An 18,741-nucleotide genomic window follows, 5' to 3' on the forward strand; every position below is an offset into this window, starting at 1 on the left:
ACATGATTCATTTCCTCAATTTAATCCGTTGGAAAAACCTAGTTATGATTGCACTTGTGCAAATCTTAATTAAATATACACTACTCCTTCCCTTTTTTGAAGGTCATGGAGTCGTCACCACGCTAAGTCCTTTAGCATTTTTTTTATTGGTTTTGGCCACAGTTTGTATCGCTGCTGGTGGTTATGTTATCAACGATATTTATGATGTCGAAGCAGATAAAATCAATAAGCCAAATAAAGTTATTGTTAACACGTACATCTCAGAAAAAGTAGCATTACAACTATTTATAACTCTTAATATTGTTGGTGTAGGCATAGGTTTTTATTTATCTAATGGCATAGGTAAATCGGGTTATTTCGTTATCTTTTTTATAGCTTCGGCATTGCTTTATATATATTCATCATATCTAAAACAGATACTTTTGGTTGGGAACATTATCGTTTCACTTATAGTTGCCTTGAGTATTCTTTTAGTTGGAATTTTTGAATTACTCCCTGTAATTAATGATAGTAATAGAGTGGTTCAAACTTTCTTTTTTAGAATTATATTAGACTATGCCATTTTCGCTTTTATGATTAATTTCATAAGAGAACTGGTAAAAGATATTGAAGATATTGATGGAGATCATAAGGTTGGCATGCAAACACTACCAATTGTTTTAGGAAGAGAACGCACCAATAAGATTGTTTTTGTGCTGTCACTCATTCCTTTATTTTCGGTAATTTATTATGTAATCGCCAACCTGTTCAAGCAACAACTTTTAGTTGGATATTTCTTGGTATTCGTCATTGCACCACTCATTTATGTTACCATAAAACTATTTAGCGCAGAACACAAATCGCACTACAAGCATATGAGTTCAATATTAAAATTAGTAATGTTAACAGGTATGTTTTCTATGTTGCTTTATAATTATGTCTTAAAATAAATGCTGAACGAAAAACTTAAAGATTATAACATTATACTGGCTTCAGCTTCACCACGTCGCCATGCCTTTTTAAAATCCATGAATATAGATTTTGAAGTTCGGCTTAAGCCTGTAGATGAAATTTACCCAAAACATTTAAAGAGGACAGAAATTACAGACTATTTAGCAAAGTTAAAAGCTGAAGCACTTAAGGATAATCTCAAACCAAAAGACATCTTAATAACGAGTGACACCATTGTTTGGCTGAAAGATAAAGCTATTGAAAAACCGAAAAATGAAGCGGATGCGTTTAGAATGATTAAATCCTTAAGTGACAAAACACATGAGGTAATGACATCGATTTGTTTTACACAGAATTCCGAACAAACATTAGTGAATACTACAACCAAAGTTACCTTTAAAGCTTTAACTGATGATGAAATTTGGTACTATATCAACACTTATAAACCATTGGATAAAGCTGGTGCTTATGGCATACAAGAATGGATTGGAGCTATTGCCATTACTAATATTGAAGGTTCTTATAATAACGTTGTAGGGCTACCAACGCATTTGCTTTACGAAACGTTAAATGCTATTGTTGAAGATCATTAGAATTGTAACTTTGTAATTCCCTGCAATGCGTAGTTCTGAGATGTCGCAATGAGCAAAGTCGAAGTGTTGTTTCAGAATCTAAAAATCTTGAAGTTATGAAATTCACAAAATACCTATCGTTCATTTTAATAGTTTTAATACTGGGGTCTTGTAAAGAAAATAAAACTGAATCCCCAGAGAACTTAGCCATATCCGAAACTAAAGAAAAACCTACTCTGCCAAAAACAGAGCTTTCAAAAGAATTTAGAGACTATTGGTATGGTGGAGAAGCCGAAATTACTTCATACAAATTAGAACAAGCGCGCTACGGAGAAATGCGGGATGGAACAGCAGTATTGGTATTTGTGACTGAAGATTTTCTACCCAAAGTACAAGTAAAAGCCGATAATTACAGCGAAATAAATATCCCTGTTTTAAAACTTAACGCCACCAAAAACTTTAATACAGGTATTTACCCGTATTCCATAATGCAAAGTACATTCTATCCTGTTTCAAATAATAAACATGCGATTAAGATTTCGGCATCGGTGCAAGAATGGTGTGGTCACATTTATACGCAACTTAATAACCGTGATGATTTTGAAGTAATGTCACATTCCTACTTTCAAAACGAAGCAGATCAAAGTTTCAATATTGAAAAAACCTGGACAGAAAATGAATTATGGACCAAGCTTCGCATCGATCCAAGAAGTTTACCTATTGGAAACATAAATAGTATTCCATCTCTAGAATACACAAGATTAAGCCACAGAAGCATAAAAGCTTATAGTGCTTTTGCCACTTTACAAAATGGAAATTACACACTCACTTATCCTGATTTAAATAGGACTTTAAAAATTAATTTCAACACCAATTTTCCATACGAAATTTTAGGTTGGGAAGAAACTTTTAAAAGTGGCTATGGCAAATCTGCTAAGATCTTAACGACTAAAGCCACTAAACTAGAGTCGATTAAATCTGCATATTGGAACAAAAATAACAATGGCGATGAAGATTTAAGAACCACTCTTAAACTACAATAAATAAAAGAGTATCCCTTTGTTAGCCTATGTGATTTTAAGTTATAAAATCACATAGGCTGACGTTTTATTTTAAACTATATTTGTTAAAAGACAAATTAGCTATACCATGTCCGAATTCTTCAAGGCTTATCAAACTGAGATCATACGTACAGCCGTATTACTTATTTTACTTCTTATTATTAGAAGTATAATTGTAGTCACAGTAAAAAAAATTGGTCGAAAAAGTGGGACTACGGAAGCCAGAGCAAATCTTATAGGACGTTACGCCACAGTGACCTTAATCCTCATAGCAATTTTAATAGAAGCTTTTATTCTAGGTTTTGAAACACAAGATATTACATTGGTATTTTCTTCAGTGTTTGCCGTAATAGGCATTGCATTGTTTGCCATTTGGTCTATATTAAGCAATGTCACCTCAGGTATCATCATGTTTTTTTCGTTTCCGTATAAAGTAGGCGATAAAATAAAAATCCACGATAAGGATTATCCCCTAGAAGTTATTATAGAAGATATTAGAGCTTTTCAGCTAATTTTAAGAGAAGATACCGGAGATTTGGTCACTTACCCAAATAATTTAATTCTCCAAAAAGCTGTAACTTTAATACAAAAAGATGCTTTGAGTGACAACAGTACAACTTAATTATGATAAAAAGAAAAACAAGGAAAAAACGTACTGAGGAATCCAAAAAACACATAGGTCAAGTTCCTGGCACCCTTATCTATACAGGAAAAAAGTCCGACAAAGATTTTCATGTTGAATGCTTTGACTATACCAAAGATAATGTAGAAGAGTCCATTCTTCTCAATATTGAAGAAGCAGCCAATTATAAGGACTCAAGTTCAGTAACTTGGATTAATGTTGATGGGCTTAAGCATACGGATAAAATTGCGAATATCGGTCAACAGTATAGTTTACATCCCTTGGTATTGGAAGATATTGTCAATACCACTCAACGCCCAAAAATAGATGAATACGAAGACTACCTATTTTTAGTCTTAAAGATGCTATATTATGACGAAAAAGAAAACATCATTATAGAACAGGTAAGTATGGTTCTGGGCAAAAATTATGTACTCACATTTCAAGAATCTGAAGGTGATGTATTTGGGCCAATCAGAGACCGTTTGCGGTTTGCCAACGGAAGAATTAGAGGGTTAAAATCCGATTACCTTATGTATGCCTTAATCGACGCTATCGTCGATAATTATTTTAGCATCATTGAAGTCTTAGGTAATAAAATTGAGGATTTGGAAACCGAATTGTTTACCGGCAATGCACGCGAAGATGTTAATATAGAGGTACAACAGCTTAAGCGAGAAATTCTAAAAGTACGCCGTGCCATATTCCCACTCAGGGAGATCATTACTCGTGTTGAAAAGGGCGAACATCCCTTAATATACAAACGTACCATAACCTATTACAGAGATATTTACGACCATTTAATTCAAGTATCTGAAAATATAGATATATATCGCGAAATGATATGGAGTTTAATGGACATGTATATGACGACCATTAGCAACAAGATGAACGAAGTCATGAAAGTCCTCACTATAATGTCGTCCATTTTTATTCCGCTTACTTTTCTTGCAGGTATTTATGGTATGAATTTTAAATACATCCCAGAATTAGAATATCGCTATGGTTATTTTGTGCTTTTGGGAGTGATGTTTATCCTATTTATTGGACTATTGTTTTATTTTAAGCGGAAGAAGTGGTTGTGATAAAGAAAAAATCCTAAATTTCCGAATGATGTATTTTTGGTGTATATTTACACCAAAAGAAATCTATTATGGGAAGACAAAGCATATCACTAACCGAGCCAAATGATAGATGGCTAAAAAGTCAGGTAGAAAATAAAGAATACTCCAGTAAAAGTGAGTTGATAAATGATCTCATTAGACAGGCAAGACGGCAAAATGTTCAAATCGATTGGGTTAGAGCTAAATTAGAGCGTGCTGAAAACAGTGGATTCACAAACGATAGCAAAGCACAAATCTTAAAACAGTCTAAAGCTTTACTTAATGGCTAAATACAGATTAAGTAATGTGGCCAAAGAAGATTTAATTAGAACTCACCATTACGGTTTTAAAACGTTTGGAATGACTCAAGCTGATGAATATTTTAATTCGTTTTTTAAACATTTTGATACGATCGCTCAGAGACCATTTTCATTTGAAGCTGTTGATTTTATTAAATCAGGATACAGGCGTTGTGTTTGTGGTTCGGATACCATCTATTTTAAACTTAGCAATGATGCAGTCGATATTATGGCAATTGCAGGTAAACAAGATTTAAATAACGCCCTAAAATAACCGTTAAACAAAACCTAAAACCAAGGTCAAAAACAACGACTTTTATATATTTGGAAAGCAACTAACTAATACATACAATGCGCCAGATAAAACTTTGCCTGTTACTACTCTTAGGCACCATAGTTTCTTTACATGCACAACAACCAAAAAAGCTAAATTCTTCCGAAATATACGAAGCTGTTCAAAAACTCAATGTTTTAGGCTCAGTACTTTATATTGCTGCACATCCAGATGATGAGAACACGCGTTTAATTTCATACATGTCTAATGAAGTTAAAGCACGTACAGCCTATTTATCATTGACACGTGGAGATGGCGGACAAAACCTCATCGGTCCAGAAATAAGAGAACTACTCGGAGTCATCAGAACACAAGAATTGTTAGCAGCTAGGCGTGTCGATGGTGGTGAACAACGCTTTACAAGAGCAAATGATTTTGGTTACTCAAAACACCCTGATGAAACTTTAAAGATTTGGAACAAAGACGAAGTTCTTTCGGACGTAGTTTGGGCAATTAGAGAATTTAAACCCGATATTATCATCAACCGTTTTGACCATAGAAGAGCCGGTAGAACACATGGCCATCATACAAGTTCAGCAATGTTAAGCATGGAAGCTTTTGATTTGGCAAATGATCCTTCAAAGTATGCTTCGCAGTTAAAATTGACTGAGACCTGGCAACCAAAACGTCTATTTTATAATACATCTTGGTGGCGCTACGGAAGTCGAGAAGCATTCGATAAAATTGATAAAAGCAATATGCTCAAATTTGATATTGGTGTGTATTACCCAACTAAAGGCATGTCTAATAACGAAGTTGCTGCACTGGCAAGTAGCCAACATTTATGTCAAGGCTTTGGTCGTTTAACAACTCGTGGCACCCAAGATGAATATATCGAATTCCTAAAGGGCGAGCCGCTAAAAGATAGTAATGATGTATTTTCTGGCATAGATACATCATGGAATCGTATTGAAGGCGGACAAGACATCGGTAATATCTTAAATGCAGTTGAAAAGAAGTTCAACTTTGTGAATCCAGCCGCTCACCTACCTCAACTGTTAGAAGCTTACAAACTGCTTCAAAATGTGAAAGACAACCATTGGAGAACGATAAAAACAAAAGAATTAAAAGCAATTATTGAAGCTTGTACAGGATTATATCTTGAAGTTTCTGCCAATACTGCCCATGCATCACCAAATTCTACTGTGAGTCTTCAAATGGAAGCCCTAAACCGAAGTAGTGCAAAAATCAGTTTAGAATCATATAAGCTATCTACACTAGAAAATGGGATTTCCAAAACTATGATAATGCCAGAAAACCAACGCTTAAGTTTTGAAGAAGGCATAACCATACCTAAAAATATAGTTTACACAACGCCTTATTGGTTAAATAAAAAAAGTACCTTAGGCATGTATCATGTTGAGCAGCAAGAACTAATTGGTTTACCAGAAACTCCAAGAGCAGTTTTTGTAGATTTCAACTTAAATATTGAAGGAACCCCAATTACAATTACCAAACCTGTGGTATATCGTTACTCAGAACCGGACAAAGGCGAACTCTACAGACCTTTTGAAATTATTCCTGCGGTATCAGCCAGTATTAGTGACAAGGTTTTCATTTTTGAAAGCGACCAACAAAAAGAAATTGAAGTTATTGTAAAAGCAGGCAGAGATGCTGTAGAAGGTTATGTACAAATGGCTTATCCAAACGATTGGAGCGTCTATCCAGAAAAGCAAAAAATAGAAATCGTCAATAAAGGGGACATTCAAAAAGTAGTATTTACTGTGATTCCGCCAAAAGATCAGAGTGAAGGTTTAATCACCCCAATGGTAAATCTTAATGGAGAATTTTATACGGATGAACTTGTTGAAATTGATTACAGCCATATTCCATATCAAACCGTGTTAATACCAAGTGAAAGTAAGGTCGTAAGGTTAGACATTAAGAAGCATGGAAACAATATTGGTTACATTGAAGGTGCTGGAGATGCCGTTCCAGAAAGTCTGCGTCAAATAGGATATAACGTTACAATTATTAAACCTGAACAGATTTCACCAGAAAACTTAGTAAATTTTGATGCCATAGTTCTCGGCATTAGAGCCTATAAGGTAAACCCAGAGCTAAAGTTTAAACAAAAAGACTTGTTAAGTTTTGTTGACCAAGGTGGCAATCTTATAGTACAGTACAACAAATCCATTAGAAGAGGTGGAAAAGACCTGCAAGCACCTCACGGTCTTAAGATATCTTACGACAGAGTTACAAATGAAAATGCTGAGGTTAGATTTTTAGAACCTGACCATCCTTTACTCAATTTTCCGAATAAAATTACTCAAAAGGATTTTGAAGGTTGGGTTCAGGAGCGTGGTTTATATTTTCCCCATGAATGGTCTCAAGACTACACAGCATTACTATCAATGAATGACAATGGTGAAACACCAAAAAATGGAAGCTTATTAGTAACTAGGTATGGTAAAGGTTATTACATCTACACAGGTTTGAGTTTTTTTAGAGAATTTCCAGCAGGTGTTTCTGGAGCCTACCGTCTTTTTGTAAATCTACTTTCTGCAGGAAAAGAAGATACCCCTAAATTGAAAAATTAATCTTAATGAAATAAATTATAAATAAGAGACAATCAACAACTAAACTAATGAACAACCAATCACAACCGAAACAAAAATGGGATAAAATGTATACCATTGTATTAATTGCCAATGCCTTATATATTCTACTATTTTACTTTATAACAGCTTCATTCGCTTAACTTTATGCAACAAACTTTAGATTGGATTGACTGGACGGTTTTAATTGCCACCTTAACTACTATTGTCGGCTATGGCACATGGAAAACTAGAGGCAGTAAAAATGTTCAAGATTACGTAAGAGGAGGAAATACGTCTAAATGGTGGACTATAGGATTGTCTGTAATGGCAACACAGGCAAGTGCAATTACATTCCTTTCTACTACAGGCCAGGCATTTTCAGATGGTATGGGCTTTGTTCAATTTTATTTTGGACTACCAATTGCCATGGTAATTATCTGCTTAGTTTTTATTCCACTCTATCATCGCCTTAAAGTTTATACAGCTTATGAGTTTCTCGAAAATAGATTTGACCTTAAAACCAGAAGTCTTACCGCTATCCTATTCTTAATTCAACGCGGATTGGCTGCAGGAATCACCATTTTTGCCCCTGCTATTATCCTATCCGTTGTATTGGGGTGGAACATCGTTACACTCAACATTGTTATTGGTGTTTTGGTTATTATCTATACCGTTTCGGGTGGTACAAAAGCAGTTACAGTAACACAGAAACAACAGATGTTTGTCATCTTTGCCGGTATGGTAGCAGCTTTGGTTATTATCATTAATTTAATCCCTAATGAAGTTTCTTTTACTGATGCCATTGATATTGCTGGTGCTACTGGTAAAATGGAAGTTTTAGATTTTTCATTTGATTTGGAAAACAGGTATACGGTTTGGACTGGACTTATCGGCGGAACCTTTTTAATGCTCTCTTATTTCGGCACAGACCAAAGTCAGGTGCAACGTTATCTATCGGGTAAATCCATGAAAGAAATGCAAATGGGGTTACTCTTCAATGGCTTACTGAAAGTACCAATGCAGTTTTTTATTCTTTTGGTTGGTGTTATGGTATTTGTTTTCTACCAGTTTAATCCATCTCCCCTTAACTTTATCGATGCTTCAACGCAAACCGTTTTAGCTTCGGAATATGGTGATGAATACAGATCACTTCAAGATAAACAGGCCAAACTTTTTACCAAGAAAAAAGAACTAAGTTTGGCCTACTCTAAAAACGATAATCCTAGTTTAAAATCAGAATTATTCACATTAGATAGTATCGAAAAAATCCATCGACTAGATTCTAAATTCTTAATAAAAAAAGCTGTTGATACAGAATATAGAACACGTTATTCAAAACTTCAAAAAGAAGTTGAAGGGTTAAAATCTAATCCTGAAAGCGAAGCCTATATAGAAAAATCTGCTGAACTGACTTCTCTCTACAATGATGCTGCCAAGGATACACAGACCAATGATAGGGATTACATGTTTATTCGATTTATATTAAACCATTTACCGACTGGACTTATTGGATTATTATTAGCCGTAATTTTATCAGCTGCCATGTCCTCAACTGCATCAGAGATAAATGCCTTAGCCACTATTACTTCTATTGATTTATATGGAAGGAACCAAAAGGAAGATAAAGGAGAAGAACATATGGTAAAAATGACCAAATGGTTTACGTTTGGCTGGGGAATTGTTGCCATAATAATTGCATGTTTTGCTAATCTCGCCGAAAATTTAATTCAACTCGTTAACATCATTGGTTCCATATTTTATGGAAATGTACTAGGTATTTTCCTTTTAGCATTCTTCTTTAAATACATTAAAGGCAATGCTGTTTTTACGGGTGCATTAATTACGCAAACTATAGTAATTGTTGGTTGGTGGCTAGATTGGATGCCTTATCTATGGCTCAATTTATTCGGGTGCGTTCTAGTTATTGTGATCGCTCATATCTTGCAAATGTTAGGACAATCGAAAAAGTAAAGTGTAATACCACAAACCATCTCGCCCAATCCATAGTGTCTTATAATCAATATAAATTGCAACGCTATGCTCGCGATAATAATAATTAGGAGATAAACAAAAAAACGCAACTCTCTTGGTTACTAGCATAGCCAAAGTAGAATTGCGTTTAATAAATATTCTAATGTTTAAAAAACGAAGCGTATCTAAAATCCAAAATTACATCGCTCCCCATTCTTTTAAAGATTCCTTATTCATCTTTACATAATCTGCATTTTCAGCTTTCTTAGCTCCTTCAAGAGATTTTTTAGCAGCAGCTATTGCGCCTTTTTTATCACCATTAGCTGCATGGATTAGAGATTGTTGTCTTAAATACCAAAAACGTGGTTGGTCTTTTGTCATATCGACCGCTTTATCAATCCAATGCATAGCCTTATCCAAATCTTTACCTTCGCTTAGTTTATAGACAGCAGCTGAGTAATAATCACCAGCTGAAGGACCATTCATCACCTTATTAATCGATGCCGTTGCCTTTTCTTCTGTTGGTACTTTAAAGGTTACAGCAGCATAGACGTTTTCCCAAATAAACCCGATGTTCGCAGAACTATTGGTCAAATCATCAAAGCCTATGGTCCAAGTTTCTACGTCCATTGGCATTTTATATGTTTTAGCAGAAACTTTAGCTGCTACTTTAGAGTCGTCCCACTCCCTTGGCGTTCCCCAGTTATTGGTGTCCGAATAAAAAATTACATCCCAATTGTTTTCGTTTGGAGAAATAAAAATCGCATAAGAACCCGCTTTTAAGTTGTTACCATCAATAGTTACATCATCACCAAAAGTAATCATTGTGTTTTTATTTGCGCCAGCTCTCCACATTTTGCCATATGGAACTAAATCGCCAAATATTTTTCTTCCTTTCATACTCGGGCGAGAATATTCCAGGGTAACGTCAGTTAAACCAACCTTCTGCTCTATTTTAGTCATAGGGCTTGGTTGAGGTGTTTCAACCTGTGCATTTACAGAAAACATTAAAGTTAACGCAAATGCAAAAAGTACTAATTTCTTCATTTTGTCTAGTGTTAAGTGTTTATTATTTAGTGCGATAAAGATACGACCAAACCTATGCCTTGTGTGTTAACAATTCCTTAAAATGGAATTAAGAACATGTAATTTTTCAATTAAAATTATATCATTTCCAATTTATTAATCGTAATATTGCAATATAATAATATATAACAATATGGGGCTAACAAAAAGTGAGATCTTTACTGAGGAACAAAATCAAATAGCAAATATCGCAAAAGCATTCGGACATCCTGCCAGGGTTGCTATTTTGCAATATTTATTCAAAATAAATTCTTGCATTTGTGGTGATTTAGTTGAAGAAATAGGCCTAGCCCAACCAACGATTTCTCAGCACCTTAAAGAACTTAAAAATATAGGTCTCATAAAAGGCAATATTGAAGGCACCAGTATTTGTTACTGTATCAATAAAGACAATTGGTCCAAGATGAAGACCATTGTCAGTGAATTTTTAAACCAAGACCTAAACGAAAATATTAATTGTTGCTAAACATTTATTAATGAAACTATTAGAATTAAAATCGAAATTAAATCAGCTAGAAACCATAGCCTTTAAATTACCAAACGGAACATTAGTTCCTAATCATTTTCACGTTACAGAAGTTGGAAGAATTACGAAAGACTTCATTGATTGTGGCGGAACTGTTAGGCATGAAGAAGTGGTTAACTTTCAGCTTTGGGAAGCGAATGATTATAACCACAGGTTACACCCAGAAAAGTTATTGAATATCATTGAGTTATCTGAAAAGGTATTAGAACTTGAAAATAGAGAGATAGAAGTAGAATACCAAGGCAATACCATTCAAAAATTCGGAGTTGATTTTGATGGAAAAAACTTCTTGCTAACCACTAAGCAAACCGATTGTCTGGCAAAAGATAAATGTGGTATCCCAGTAGAAAAACAAAAAATAAAACTATCTGATTTGAGTGACGAACCTTGTTGTTCACCAGATGGAAATTGTTGCTAAAGCTCATAAAAATGACAACTACAAAAACAATCCTATTTTCGGAAATAGAAAAATCAATTAAGAAATTGAATATTCAAACTATTTCCAAAGAACGCAAGGCAGTTTTGCAACCGCTAACCGAGTTCATTCAAACGAAAGTTGATAGCGCTAAAGAAATTCGTATCAACTTTATTTGTACCCACAATTCAAGAAGAAGCCATTTATCACAAGTTTGGGCGCAAACCATGGCGCAATATTTTAATATTAAAAACGTGTATTGCTATTCTGGTGGAACTGAAGCAACAGCACTTTTCCCAATGGCTTCTGAAACATTGAAAAATTCGGGTTTTCAAATAAAAATCATTTCAGAAAATGACAATCCTATTTATAGTATTAAATATGCTGAAAATGCACATCCCATAATAGGGTTTTCAAAAAAACTTGATGACGATTTTAACCCAAAATCAGAATTTGCGGCAATTATGACTTGCGATTCTGCAAATGAAGCTTGTCCTTTTGTTCCTGGTGCAGAAAAACGCATTCCGATAACTTTTGAAGACCCAAAAGCTTTTGACGACACACCGCAACAAAAAGAAAAGTATAAGGAACGAAGCCTTCAAATTGCAACAGAACTTAAATATGTCTTTTCAAATATTGAACATAAATAAGCATCAAACCTGTTTTGTTTAATTGATTCTCGATTATAAAATTCTGAAAATAAATTCGGAATAAAATGAAATCGAAGGTTCACAAACACAATAAAACAAATGGAAAAATACGTGGGTAAAAAAGAAATTGCCGAACTCATCGGAACATTTGCTATGGTATTCTGTGGCTGTGGAGCTATGACTGTAGATGAAATCACTGGCGGAAGCATAACACATGTTGGTGTTGCCATAACCTGGGGACTTATTGTTATGACCATGATTTATGCTTTTGGCGAAATTTCTGGTGCACACTTCAATCCTGCTGTTACTGTAGCTTTTGCTTTCGCAAAAAAATTTGAATGGAAAAAAGTTCCTAGATATCTATTATTTCAAACCATTGGTGTCTTTTTGGCCATTGGTATTTTGTGGGTTTTATTTCCAGAAAGTGAAAGTTTCGGACATACTTATCCCGCCGAAGGTTTTCAGCCTTACAAAGCTTTTATTCTAGAATTATTACTAACTTTTTTCTTAATGGTAGTCATCATAAACGTATCTACAGGCAGTAAAGAAATTGGTACTATGGCTGCCATTGCAGTAGGTGCAGTTATACTTTTAGAAGCCATGTTTGCAGGCCCAATGACTAAAGCTTCTATGAATCCTGCTAGATCTCTTGCGCCGGCTATTATTTCTGGTAACATCCAGCATCTATGGCTTTATCTTACAGCACCATTCATTGGTGCTTTGTTAGCAGTTGTGAGCTGTAAATTGGTAAAAGATGATAATTGTTGCGATAAAGATTGTTAAAATTTAGCTAGATTAACTCACATTTTCTTGTTAAATTTTGTTTAACTTAATTACAAAATAGTTAAACAATTTATATCTTTACATTATAAATAAATTATAATGGCAAAGAAAAAATCTATTTCTCAAGAGGATATTATCAGTGCTTACATGGATTATGTATTAATCCACAATGAACAACCAAAGTCAGTATACGCCTTTGCAAAAGACAACAACATGGAAGAACAGAAGTTTTACGAGTTCTTCTCATCCTTTGATTCATTAGAACAGTCTATTTTCAAAATCTTTTTTGATAATGCCCATGCAGTATTAGAAAAAAGTGAAGATTATCTAACCTTTGATGCACGTAACAAATTACTGAGTTTTTATTATACTTTTTTTGAGATATTAACTGCTAACAGAAGCTATGTTGTACATGCGCTTGGTGATAATAAGAGTTCTTTAAAATATTTAAAGACTTTAGCCCATCTCAAAAAACGTTTTACAAATTATATTGAACATCTCAATATCAAAACAATTGATTTAAAGCAAGATCAATTGACTAAAATTCAGAATAGGAGTCTAAAAGAATCTGCTTGGCTACAGTTATTAGTAACCATAAAATTTTGGACGGAAGACACCTCACCTTCTTTTGAAAAGACAGATATATTTATCGAAAAATCTGTAAGAGCCAGTTTCGATCTTATTGACACAACACCTTATAAAAGCTTGGTAGACCTAGGTAAGTTTTTGTACAAGGAAAAAATGCACATGAGCTAAATGAAGACAATCGACAGTATACCAATTACAAAAATTTCTCGCGCCTCTAAACTTGTCTCTACTGGTGCAAAAGTTGGAGTTAACTATTTAAAGTATTACGGAGACAAAATGGTAAACCCCAAAGAAGAAGCCAAAGAACGCCTCAATCAAAATAATGCAGAGGACATTTATGATAGCCTTAAAAAATTAAAAGGTAGTGCACTAAAGGTAGCTCAAATGCTAAGTATGGAGAAAAGCATATTGCCACAAGCCTATGTTGAGAAGTTTTCCCTATCACAATTTTCAGTTCCGCCATTATCACCGCCATTAGTTATAAAAACATTTAAAAAGTATTTTGGGAAACATCCCGATGAACTATTTGATACTTTCAACGCAACTTCGGTCAATGCTGCAAGCATTGGGCAAGTCCATATTGCAGAAAAGGATGGGAAAAAATTTGCTGTGAAAATCCAATACCCTGGAGTTGCGGAGAGTATCGCTTCCGATTTAGCTTTGGTAAAACCAATAGCTATAAAAATGTTTAATATTAAAGGAAAAGATTCGGATAAATATTTCAAAGAAGTTGAAAATAAACTGGTTGAAGAAACCAATTACCTGCTAGAAATTGAACAAAGCATAGCTGTTGTTGCAGCCTGTAAGCACATTCCAAATATAAAGTTCCCAAATTACTATGAAGATTATTCGTCTGAACGTATCATAACTATGGACTATATGAAAGGTAAACATCTTTCTGAATTTGTAGCACAAAATACCAATCAAGACACATCAAATAGATTAGGGCAAGCCTTGTGGGATTTTTACATGTACCAAATCCACAGATTAAAAAAGGTGCATGCAGATCCACATCCCGGGAATTTTTTAATATCTGAAGAAGGGAATTTAATCGCTCTCGATTTTGGATGCATGAAATCTATTCCTGAAGATTTTTACAAACCCTATTTCGAGCTGGCCGACAAAAAATGTATTGATAACCATGAGGCATTTACCCAAAAAATGTATCAATTAGAAATACTTCGAAAAGATGATTCTGAAGAGGAAATAAAATTCTTTTCATCCATGTTTCATGAATTGCTAAGTCTATTTACTGAGCCTTTTCAGAATGAAGAATTTGACTTTTCTAATCCTGAATTTTTTAACCAAGTTGCAGAAATGGGTCAAAAATATTCAAAAAGTACAGAATTACGTAACATGAACGGTAACAGAGGATCTAAACATTTTATCTATATCAATCGTACCTTTTTTGGTCTTTATAATTTAATGTTCGACTTAAAAGCTCAGAACGTTAAAATCAACAATTTTTTAAATCTTTAGAATGGCCGAATTTAGCTTAGAAGATATTAACCAAATGCATCATTTGTACCGCATCAACTTAATCAATAGTTGCTCCGGTTATAAATCTGCTAATCTAATTGGCACAAAAGATGAATTTGGAAATAGCAATGTGGCCGTATTTAGTTCGGTGACACATTTGGGTTCTAATCCTAGTTTGCTCGGTTTTTTCTTAAGGCCAACAACAGTTATCAGAAACACCTACGATAATATCAAAACTACTGGAAAATATACACTTAATCATATTTATGATGATATTTTAGAAGATGCACACCATACATCAGCAAAGTATGATGCGTCCATTTCAGAATTCAATGTGACCACTTTAAAAGAAGAATACAAAGACAATTTCTTGGCACCATTTGTTAAAGGATGTCCTGTACAACTTGCTATGAGCTTTGTAGAAGAATATCCTATAAAGGCCAATAATACCATCTTATTGATTGGTAAAATCGAAAAACTTTATGTTCCTGATGTTTTATTGGAAAAAGATGGTTTCATCAACTTATCAAAAGGAAAAGTAGCTACCATTAATGGACTAGATGGTTACGCTATACCAGAGCTAAAGAAACGGTTAGAATACCAACGGCCTAAGGCTGAATTTGTAAAAACTTAATTTTTATGTCAGTTCGAGTATTTTTTGTAAAATGTAAATGAACAAAAAATGTATTGAGAACCTTTTAACTAAAAATATTCTCGATACACTTTTCCTAAAGTCAAAGCACTCGAATTGACGACATAGGAATAATTATAAATGAGAATACTCATAACAGGCACAACAGGTTATATTGCCAAACGACTTGCACTTCAGCTTCTCGAAGCTGAACACGAGCTTATTTGTTGCGTCCGTGATGTGAACCGTATCCCTGATGAAATAGAAGAACATCCTTTATGCTCTTTTATTAAAATGGATTTCTTAAGCCCTGAGCCCGATAAAATTCCAAAAGATATCGATGTCGCCTATTACCTTATTCATTCCATGGCAACAAATACGGATGATTTTGAATCTTTGGAAAGGCAATGCGCTAAGAATTTTAAAAACTTAGTTGAGGCAACCAACTGCAAACAGGTTATTTATCTCAGTGGAATAGTAAATGACGACTCTTTATCTAAGCATCTAAAATCGCGATTACAAGTTGAAAAAACTCTAAAATCAGACCTATACGCCTTAACAACATTTAGGGCAGGAATTATAGTTGGAAGCGGAAGTGCCTCCTTTGAAATCATTAGAGATATTGTAGAAAAGTTACCATTTATGATTACCCCAAAATGGTTAAACACCAAGACACAACCCTTAGGCATAAGAGACGTACTGACCTATCTATCTGGCGCATTGGGCAAGGAAGCACTTTACAATACATCTTATGATATTTTCGGGCCAGAAATATTGACCTATAAAGAAATGTTGTTGCAATTTGCTGAAGTACGCGGCCTTAAACGCTACATCTATACGCTGCCAGTGCTAACACCTAAACTATCGTCTTACTGGTTGTACTTTGTAACTTCAACATCGTTTCAATTGGCGCAAGCTTTGGTCGATAGTATGAAAGTGGAGGTGATTGGCAAACCAAGTGATATAAATGATCATATAGATATTCAGCCCATGACCTACAAAAAAGCTGTGGATTTGGCATTTCAGCGTATTCAACAAAATTCTGTGGTTTCCAGCTGGAAAGATGCCGTTAGCAGTGGTGTTTTTAAAGATCAATTATCAAAACACATTGAGTTGCCACAATACGGTTGCTTTAAAGATGTAAGATCCAGAAACATAAAAGATGAAGAATTTACATTAAATCAAATTTGGGGAATTGGTGGTCGCAACGGTTGGTACAGTTATAATGGCCTATGGAAAATAAGAGGTTATGTAGATAAGCTTTTCGGTGGAGTTGGCTTACGAAGAGGGCGAACGCACGACACTTATTTAGAACCTGGTGATCCACTGGATTTTTGGCGTGTTTTGTTTGCAGACAAAAAAGAAAAACGACTTTTATTATTTGCTGAAATGAAACTGCCTGGTGAAGCTTGGCTAGAATTTAAAATAGTTAAAAATAAATTGTATCAGCGTGCTGTATTTAGGCCAAAAGGTGTTTGGGGAAGATTGTATTGGTATATGGTACTACCATTTCATGCTTTTGTTTTTAAAGGAATGATTAACGCACTAGTAGAACCAAAATGATATACTGACCTGTAAGGTTTCCAAAACCTTGTAGGTCTAAAAAAATACCTACAAGGTACCTAAGACCTTGCAGGATAAGAACGAAAAATGCCAAAAGGAATAAAAAAACAACATCTAACAGAAAAAATATGCCCCGTTTGCAAACGTCCTTTCAGTTGGCGAAAGAAATGGGAAAAAGATTGGGAAAAAGATTGGGAAAACATAAAATATTGTAGCGAAAAATGCAGAAGACAGAAAAAACAAACTTAATCTGGTTCAGAAATGATTTGAGAACCATTGATAATGCTGTTTTAAATGAAGCTTGTAAAAATGGCAATAAAGTCATTGGTGTTTACTGTTTTGACCCAAGACAATTTAAAGTCGATACGTTTGGATTCAAAAAGACAGAAAAATTCAGGGCCAAATTCTTAATTGAAACCATTCAAGACTTAAAAGAACAGCTGAACCGGTTAAATATAGACCTGTTGATTTTTCAAGATCTGCCCGAAGTTGTTATTCCAAAAATTTACAAAAGATATCATATAACTGATATTTACCTTCAAAAGGAATGGACACAAGAAGAAGTAGATACTGAAAATTTGGTGAAGGCAAAAATAGAAGATGTCAATTGGCATGATATTCACAATCAATTTCTCTTTCATCCAAGTGACATCAATTTTGAAGCTACCAAAACACCACAAGTATTTACAGTATTTAGAAAGAAGTTAGAAAAACATGTGCCAATACGTCAAGAGGTAAAAACGAAAAAGCAAACTAATGATAATAGAATAGAAAATGACACAGCCATACCTACATTATCAGACTTAGGTTTTGAGGAATTTAAAATGCACCCACATTCAGCGTTTCCTTTTAAAGGTGGTGAAACTAAAGCTTTAAAAAGGCTTAATGATTATTTCTTCAACACTAAAAAGCTAGGGTTTTATAAAAAAACAAGAAACGGTTTGGTTGGTGTAGATTACAGTTCTAAACTTTCTCCTTGGTTGGCAAATGGCAGCATTTCTGCAAAAACAATCTATTGGAATGTTAAACAATTTGAAAAAGAACATTTTAAAAACCAATCGACCTATTGGCTCATTTTTGAACTGATTTGGCGCGATTATTTTAAATATGTGTCCATGAAGTATAGTAATCAAATTTTTAAGCTAGAAGGTATACTTCAAAAGGATTATAAATGGTCAACAAATCAATCCCAAATAGAACGATGGATAAATGGTAGAACTCCCTCTGATTTTGTTAATGCCAATATGGTTGAACTAAAAGAAACGGGCTGGATGAGCAACAGAGGTCGCCAAAATGTAGCTTCATATTTCGCTAAAGAATTAGAGCTCGATTGGCGTATTGGCGCTTCGTATTTTGAATCATTATTGCTAGACTATGATGTACATAGCAATTATGGCAATTGGATGTACGTGGCAGGTGTTGGCAACGATCCAAGGAATAGGAAATTCAATGTACAATTACAGGCCGAACGCTATGATACCAAAGGAAAATTCAGAAATCTTTGGTTGCAACCAAGTCTATTCTAGACCTTCAAGGATTCCAGAACCTTGTAGGTCTTAATTGAATACCTACAAGGACTTAAAGACCT

20 protein-coding genes are annotated in these 18,741 nt (G+C 34.4%); 19 read left to right on the top strand and 1 reads right to left on the bottom strand.

Annotated elements, in window-relative coordinates; translation table 11 throughout:
• Window positions 1-2: 2 nt before the first annotated feature.
• The 9 genes from KCG49_RS00645 (at window position 3) to KCG49_RS00685 (ending at window position 9,432) form a co-directional block, all read left to right on the top strand.
• Window positions 3-929 carry a geranylgeranylglycerol-phosphate geranylgeranyltransferase gene (locus tag KCG49_RS00645; RefSeq protein ID WP_218544247.1) on the top strand — a complete coding sequence of 309 codons (927 nt, stop codon included), beginning with the start codon at window positions 3-5 and terminating at the stop codon, window positions 927-929.
• Window positions 930-1,523, top strand: a complete 594-nt coding sequence (locus KCG49_RS00650) for a Maf-like protein (RefSeq protein ID WP_218544248.1) — start codon at window positions 930-932, stop codon at window positions 1,521-1,523.
• 95 nt (window positions 1,524-1,618) lie between these two features.
• Window positions 1,619-2,545: a septum formation inhibitor Maf gene (locus KCG49_RS00655; protein ID WP_218544249.1), complete on the top strand. Its 927-nt coding sequence runs from the start codon at window positions 1,619-1,621 to the stop codon at window positions 2,543-2,545.
• Between the two features lie 106 nt (window positions 2,546-2,651).
• On the top strand, window positions 2,652-3,185 hold the full coding sequence (locus KCG49_RS00660) for a mechanosensitive ion channel domain-containing protein (protein ID WP_218544250.1): 534 nt from the start codon (window positions 2,652-2,654) through the stop codon (window positions 3,183-3,185).
• Between the two features lie 2 nt (window positions 3,186-3,187).
• A complete protein-coding gene (corA, locus tag KCG49_RS00665) occupies window positions 3,188-4,270 on the top strand; it encodes a magnesium/cobalt transporter CorA (RefSeq protein WP_218544251.1) in 1,083 nt (360 codons plus the stop codon).
• 68 nt (window positions 4,271-4,338) lie between these two features.
• Window positions 4,339-4,578, top strand: a complete 240-nt coding sequence (locus tag KCG49_RS00670; protein ID WP_218544252.1) for a ribbon-helix-helix domain-containing protein — start codon at window positions 4,339-4,341, stop codon at window positions 4,576-4,578.
• Complete coding sequence (locus KCG49_RS00675; protein WP_218544253.1) at window positions 4,571-4,861, top strand: type II toxin-antitoxin system RelE/ParE family toxin; 291 nt, start codon at window positions 4,571-4,573, stop codon at window positions 4,859-4,861. The genes KCG49_RS00670 and KCG49_RS00675 overlap by 8 nt, the downstream gene beginning before the upstream one ends.
• A 77-nt stretch (window positions 4,862-4,938) precedes the next feature.
• Window positions 4,939-7,461 (top strand): PIG-L family deacetylase, encoded by a 2,523-nt coding sequence (locus KCG49_RS00680; protein WP_218544254.1) that lies wholly within the window; start codon window positions 4,939-4,941, stop codon window positions 7,459-7,461.
• A 165-nt stretch (window positions 7,462-7,626) separates the two neighbouring features.
• Entirely contained in the window at window positions 7,627-9,432 is a 1,806-nt protein-coding gene (locus KCG49_RS00685) for a sodium:solute symporter family protein (RefSeq protein WP_218544255.1), read from the top strand.
• A 198-nt stretch (window positions 9,433-9,630) separates the two neighbouring features.
• On the opposite strand, the gene KCG49_RS00690 is transcribed toward KCG49_RS00685, so the two are convergent.
• Window positions 9,631-10,479 (bottom strand): DUF2911 domain-containing protein, encoded by an 849-nt coding sequence (locus KCG49_RS00690; protein ID WP_218544256.1) that lies wholly within the window; start codon window positions 10,477-10,479, stop codon window positions 9,631-9,633.
• 172 nt (window positions 10,480-10,651) lie between these two features.
• On the opposite strand from KCG49_RS00690, the gene KCG49_RS00695 reads away from it, so the two are divergent.
• The 10 genes from KCG49_RS00695 to KCG49_RS00740 all read left to right on the top strand — a co-directional run bounded on the left by KCG49_RS00695 (window position 10,652) and on the right by KCG49_RS00740 (window position 18,679).
• Window positions 10,652-10,984: an ArsR/SmtB family transcription factor gene (locus KCG49_RS00695; RefSeq protein ID WP_218544257.1), complete on the top strand. Its 333-nt coding sequence runs from the start codon at window positions 10,652-10,654 to the stop codon at window positions 10,982-10,984.
• Window positions 10,985-10,994: 10 nt separating this feature from the next.
• On the top strand, window positions 10,995-11,462 hold the full coding sequence (locus KCG49_RS00700; protein WP_218544258.1) for a DUF6428 family protein: 468 nt from the start codon (window positions 10,995-10,997) through the stop codon (window positions 11,460-11,462).
• 11 nt (window positions 11,463-11,473) lie between these two features.
• Window positions 11,474-12,109 (top strand): low molecular weight phosphatase family protein, encoded by a 636-nt coding sequence (locus KCG49_RS00705; RefSeq protein ID WP_218544259.1) that lies wholly within the window; start codon window positions 11,474-11,476, stop codon window positions 12,107-12,109.
• A gap of 99 nt (window positions 12,110-12,208) precedes the next feature.
• On the top strand, window positions 12,209-12,892 hold the full coding sequence (locus tag KCG49_RS00710) for an MIP/aquaporin family protein (RefSeq protein WP_218544260.1): 684 nt from the start codon (window positions 12,209-12,211) through the stop codon (window positions 12,890-12,892).
• Window positions 12,893-12,991: 99 nt separating this feature from the next.
• A complete protein-coding gene (locus tag KCG49_RS00715; RefSeq protein WP_218544261.1) occupies window positions 12,992-13,648 on the top strand; it encodes a TetR family transcriptional regulator C-terminal domain-containing protein in 657 nt (218 codons plus the stop codon).
• Window positions 13,649-14,959 carry an ABC1 kinase family protein gene (locus KCG49_RS00720; RefSeq protein WP_218544262.1) on the top strand — a complete coding sequence of 437 codons (1,311 nt, stop codon included), beginning with the start codon at window positions 13,649-13,651 and terminating at the stop codon, window positions 14,957-14,959.
• A gap of 1 nt (window position 14,960) precedes the next feature.
• Window positions 14,961-15,593 (top strand): flavin reductase family protein, encoded by a 633-nt coding sequence (locus KCG49_RS00725; protein WP_218544263.1) that lies wholly within the window; start codon window positions 14,961-14,963, stop codon window positions 15,591-15,593.
• Between the two features lie 138 nt (window positions 15,594-15,731).
• Window positions 15,732-17,153, top strand: coding sequence for an SDR family oxidoreductase (locus tag KCG49_RS00730; protein WP_218544264.1), 1,422 nt, complete (start codon window positions 15,732-15,734; stop codon window positions 17,151-17,153).
• Window positions 17,154-17,240: 87 nt separating this feature from the next.
• Complete coding sequence (locus KCG49_RS00735) at window positions 17,241-17,402, top strand: DUF2256 domain-containing protein (RefSeq protein WP_218544265.1); 162 nt, start codon at window positions 17,241-17,243, stop codon at window positions 17,400-17,402.
• Window positions 17,375-18,679 (top strand): DASH family cryptochrome, encoded by a 1,305-nt coding sequence (locus KCG49_RS00740; RefSeq protein ID WP_218544266.1) that lies wholly within the window; start codon window positions 17,375-17,377, stop codon window positions 18,677-18,679. Before KCG49_RS00735 ends, KCG49_RS00740 begins: the two co-directional genes overlap by 28 nt.
• Window positions 18,680-18,741 lie beyond the last annotated feature (62 nt).

This window comes from Winogradskyella luteola, from assembly GCF_019203985.1.
In the GTDB taxonomy this organism is placed as follows: Bacteria; Bacteroidota; Bacteroidia; order Flavobacteriales; family Flavobacteriaceae; genus Winogradskyella; species Winogradskyella luteola.

Coding starts and splice junctions, on each gene's coding strand:
- KCG49_RS00645 (WP_218544247.1), top strand. CDS start 3: ATGATTCATTTCCTCAATTTAATCCGTTGGAAAAACCTAGTTATGATT.
- KCG49_RS00650 (WP_218544248.1), top strand. CDS start 930: ATGCTGAACGAAAAACTTAAAGATTATAACATTATACTGGCTTCAGCT.
- KCG49_RS00655 (WP_218544249.1), top strand. CDS start 1,619: ATGAAATTCACAAAATACCTATCGTTCATTTTAATAGTTTTAATACTG.
- KCG49_RS00660 (WP_218544250.1), top strand. CDS start 2,652: ATGTCCGAATTCTTCAAGGCTTATCAAACTGAGATCATACGTACAGCC.
- corA (WP_218544251.1), top strand. CDS start 3,188: ATGATAAAAAGAAAAACAAGGAAAAAACGTACTGAGGAATCCAAAAAA.
- KCG49_RS00670 (WP_218544252.1), top strand. CDS start 4,339: ATGGGAAGACAAAGCATATCACTAACCGAGCCAAATGATAGATGGCTA.
- KCG49_RS00675 (WP_218544253.1), top strand. CDS start 4,571: ATGGCTAAATACAGATTAAGTAATGTGGCCAAAGAAGATTTAATTAGA.
- KCG49_RS00680 (WP_218544254.1), top strand. CDS start 4,939: ATGCGCCAGATAAAACTTTGCCTGTTACTACTCTTAGGCACCATAGTT.
- KCG49_RS00685 (WP_218544255.1), top strand. CDS start 7,627: ATGCAACAAACTTTAGATTGGATTGACTGGACGGTTTTAATTGCCACC.
- KCG49_RS00690 (WP_218544256.1), bottom strand. CDS start 10,479: ATGAAGAAATTAGTACTTTTTGCATTTGCGTTAACTTTAATGTTTTCT.
- KCG49_RS00695 (WP_218544257.1), top strand. CDS start 10,652: ATGGGGCTAACAAAAAGTGAGATCTTTACTGAGGAACAAAATCAAATA.
- KCG49_RS00700 (WP_218544258.1), top strand. CDS start 10,995: ATGAAACTATTAGAATTAAAATCGAAATTAAATCAGCTAGAAACCATA.
- KCG49_RS00705 (WP_218544259.1), top strand. CDS start 11,474: ATGACAACTACAAAAACAATCCTATTTTCGGAAATAGAAAAATCAATT.
- KCG49_RS00710 (WP_218544260.1), top strand. CDS start 12,209: ATGGAAAAATACGTGGGTAAAAAAGAAATTGCCGAACTCATCGGAACA.
- KCG49_RS00715 (WP_218544261.1), top strand. CDS start 12,992: ATGGCAAAGAAAAAATCTATTTCTCAAGAGGATATTATCAGTGCTTAC.
- KCG49_RS00720 (WP_218544262.1), top strand. CDS start 13,649: ATGAAGACAATCGACAGTATACCAATTACAAAAATTTCTCGCGCCTCT.
- KCG49_RS00725 (WP_218544263.1), top strand. CDS start 14,961: ATGGCCGAATTTAGCTTAGAAGATATTAACCAAATGCATCATTTGTAC.
- KCG49_RS00730 (WP_218544264.1), top strand. CDS start 15,732: ATGAGAATACTCATAACAGGCACAACAGGTTATATTGCCAAACGACTT.
- KCG49_RS00735 (WP_218544265.1), top strand. CDS start 17,241: ATGCCAAAAGGAATAAAAAAACAACATCTAACAGAAAAAATATGCCCC.
- KCG49_RS00740 (WP_218544266.1), top strand. CDS start 17,375: ATGCAGAAGACAGAAAAAACAAACTTAATCTGGTTCAGAAATGATTTG.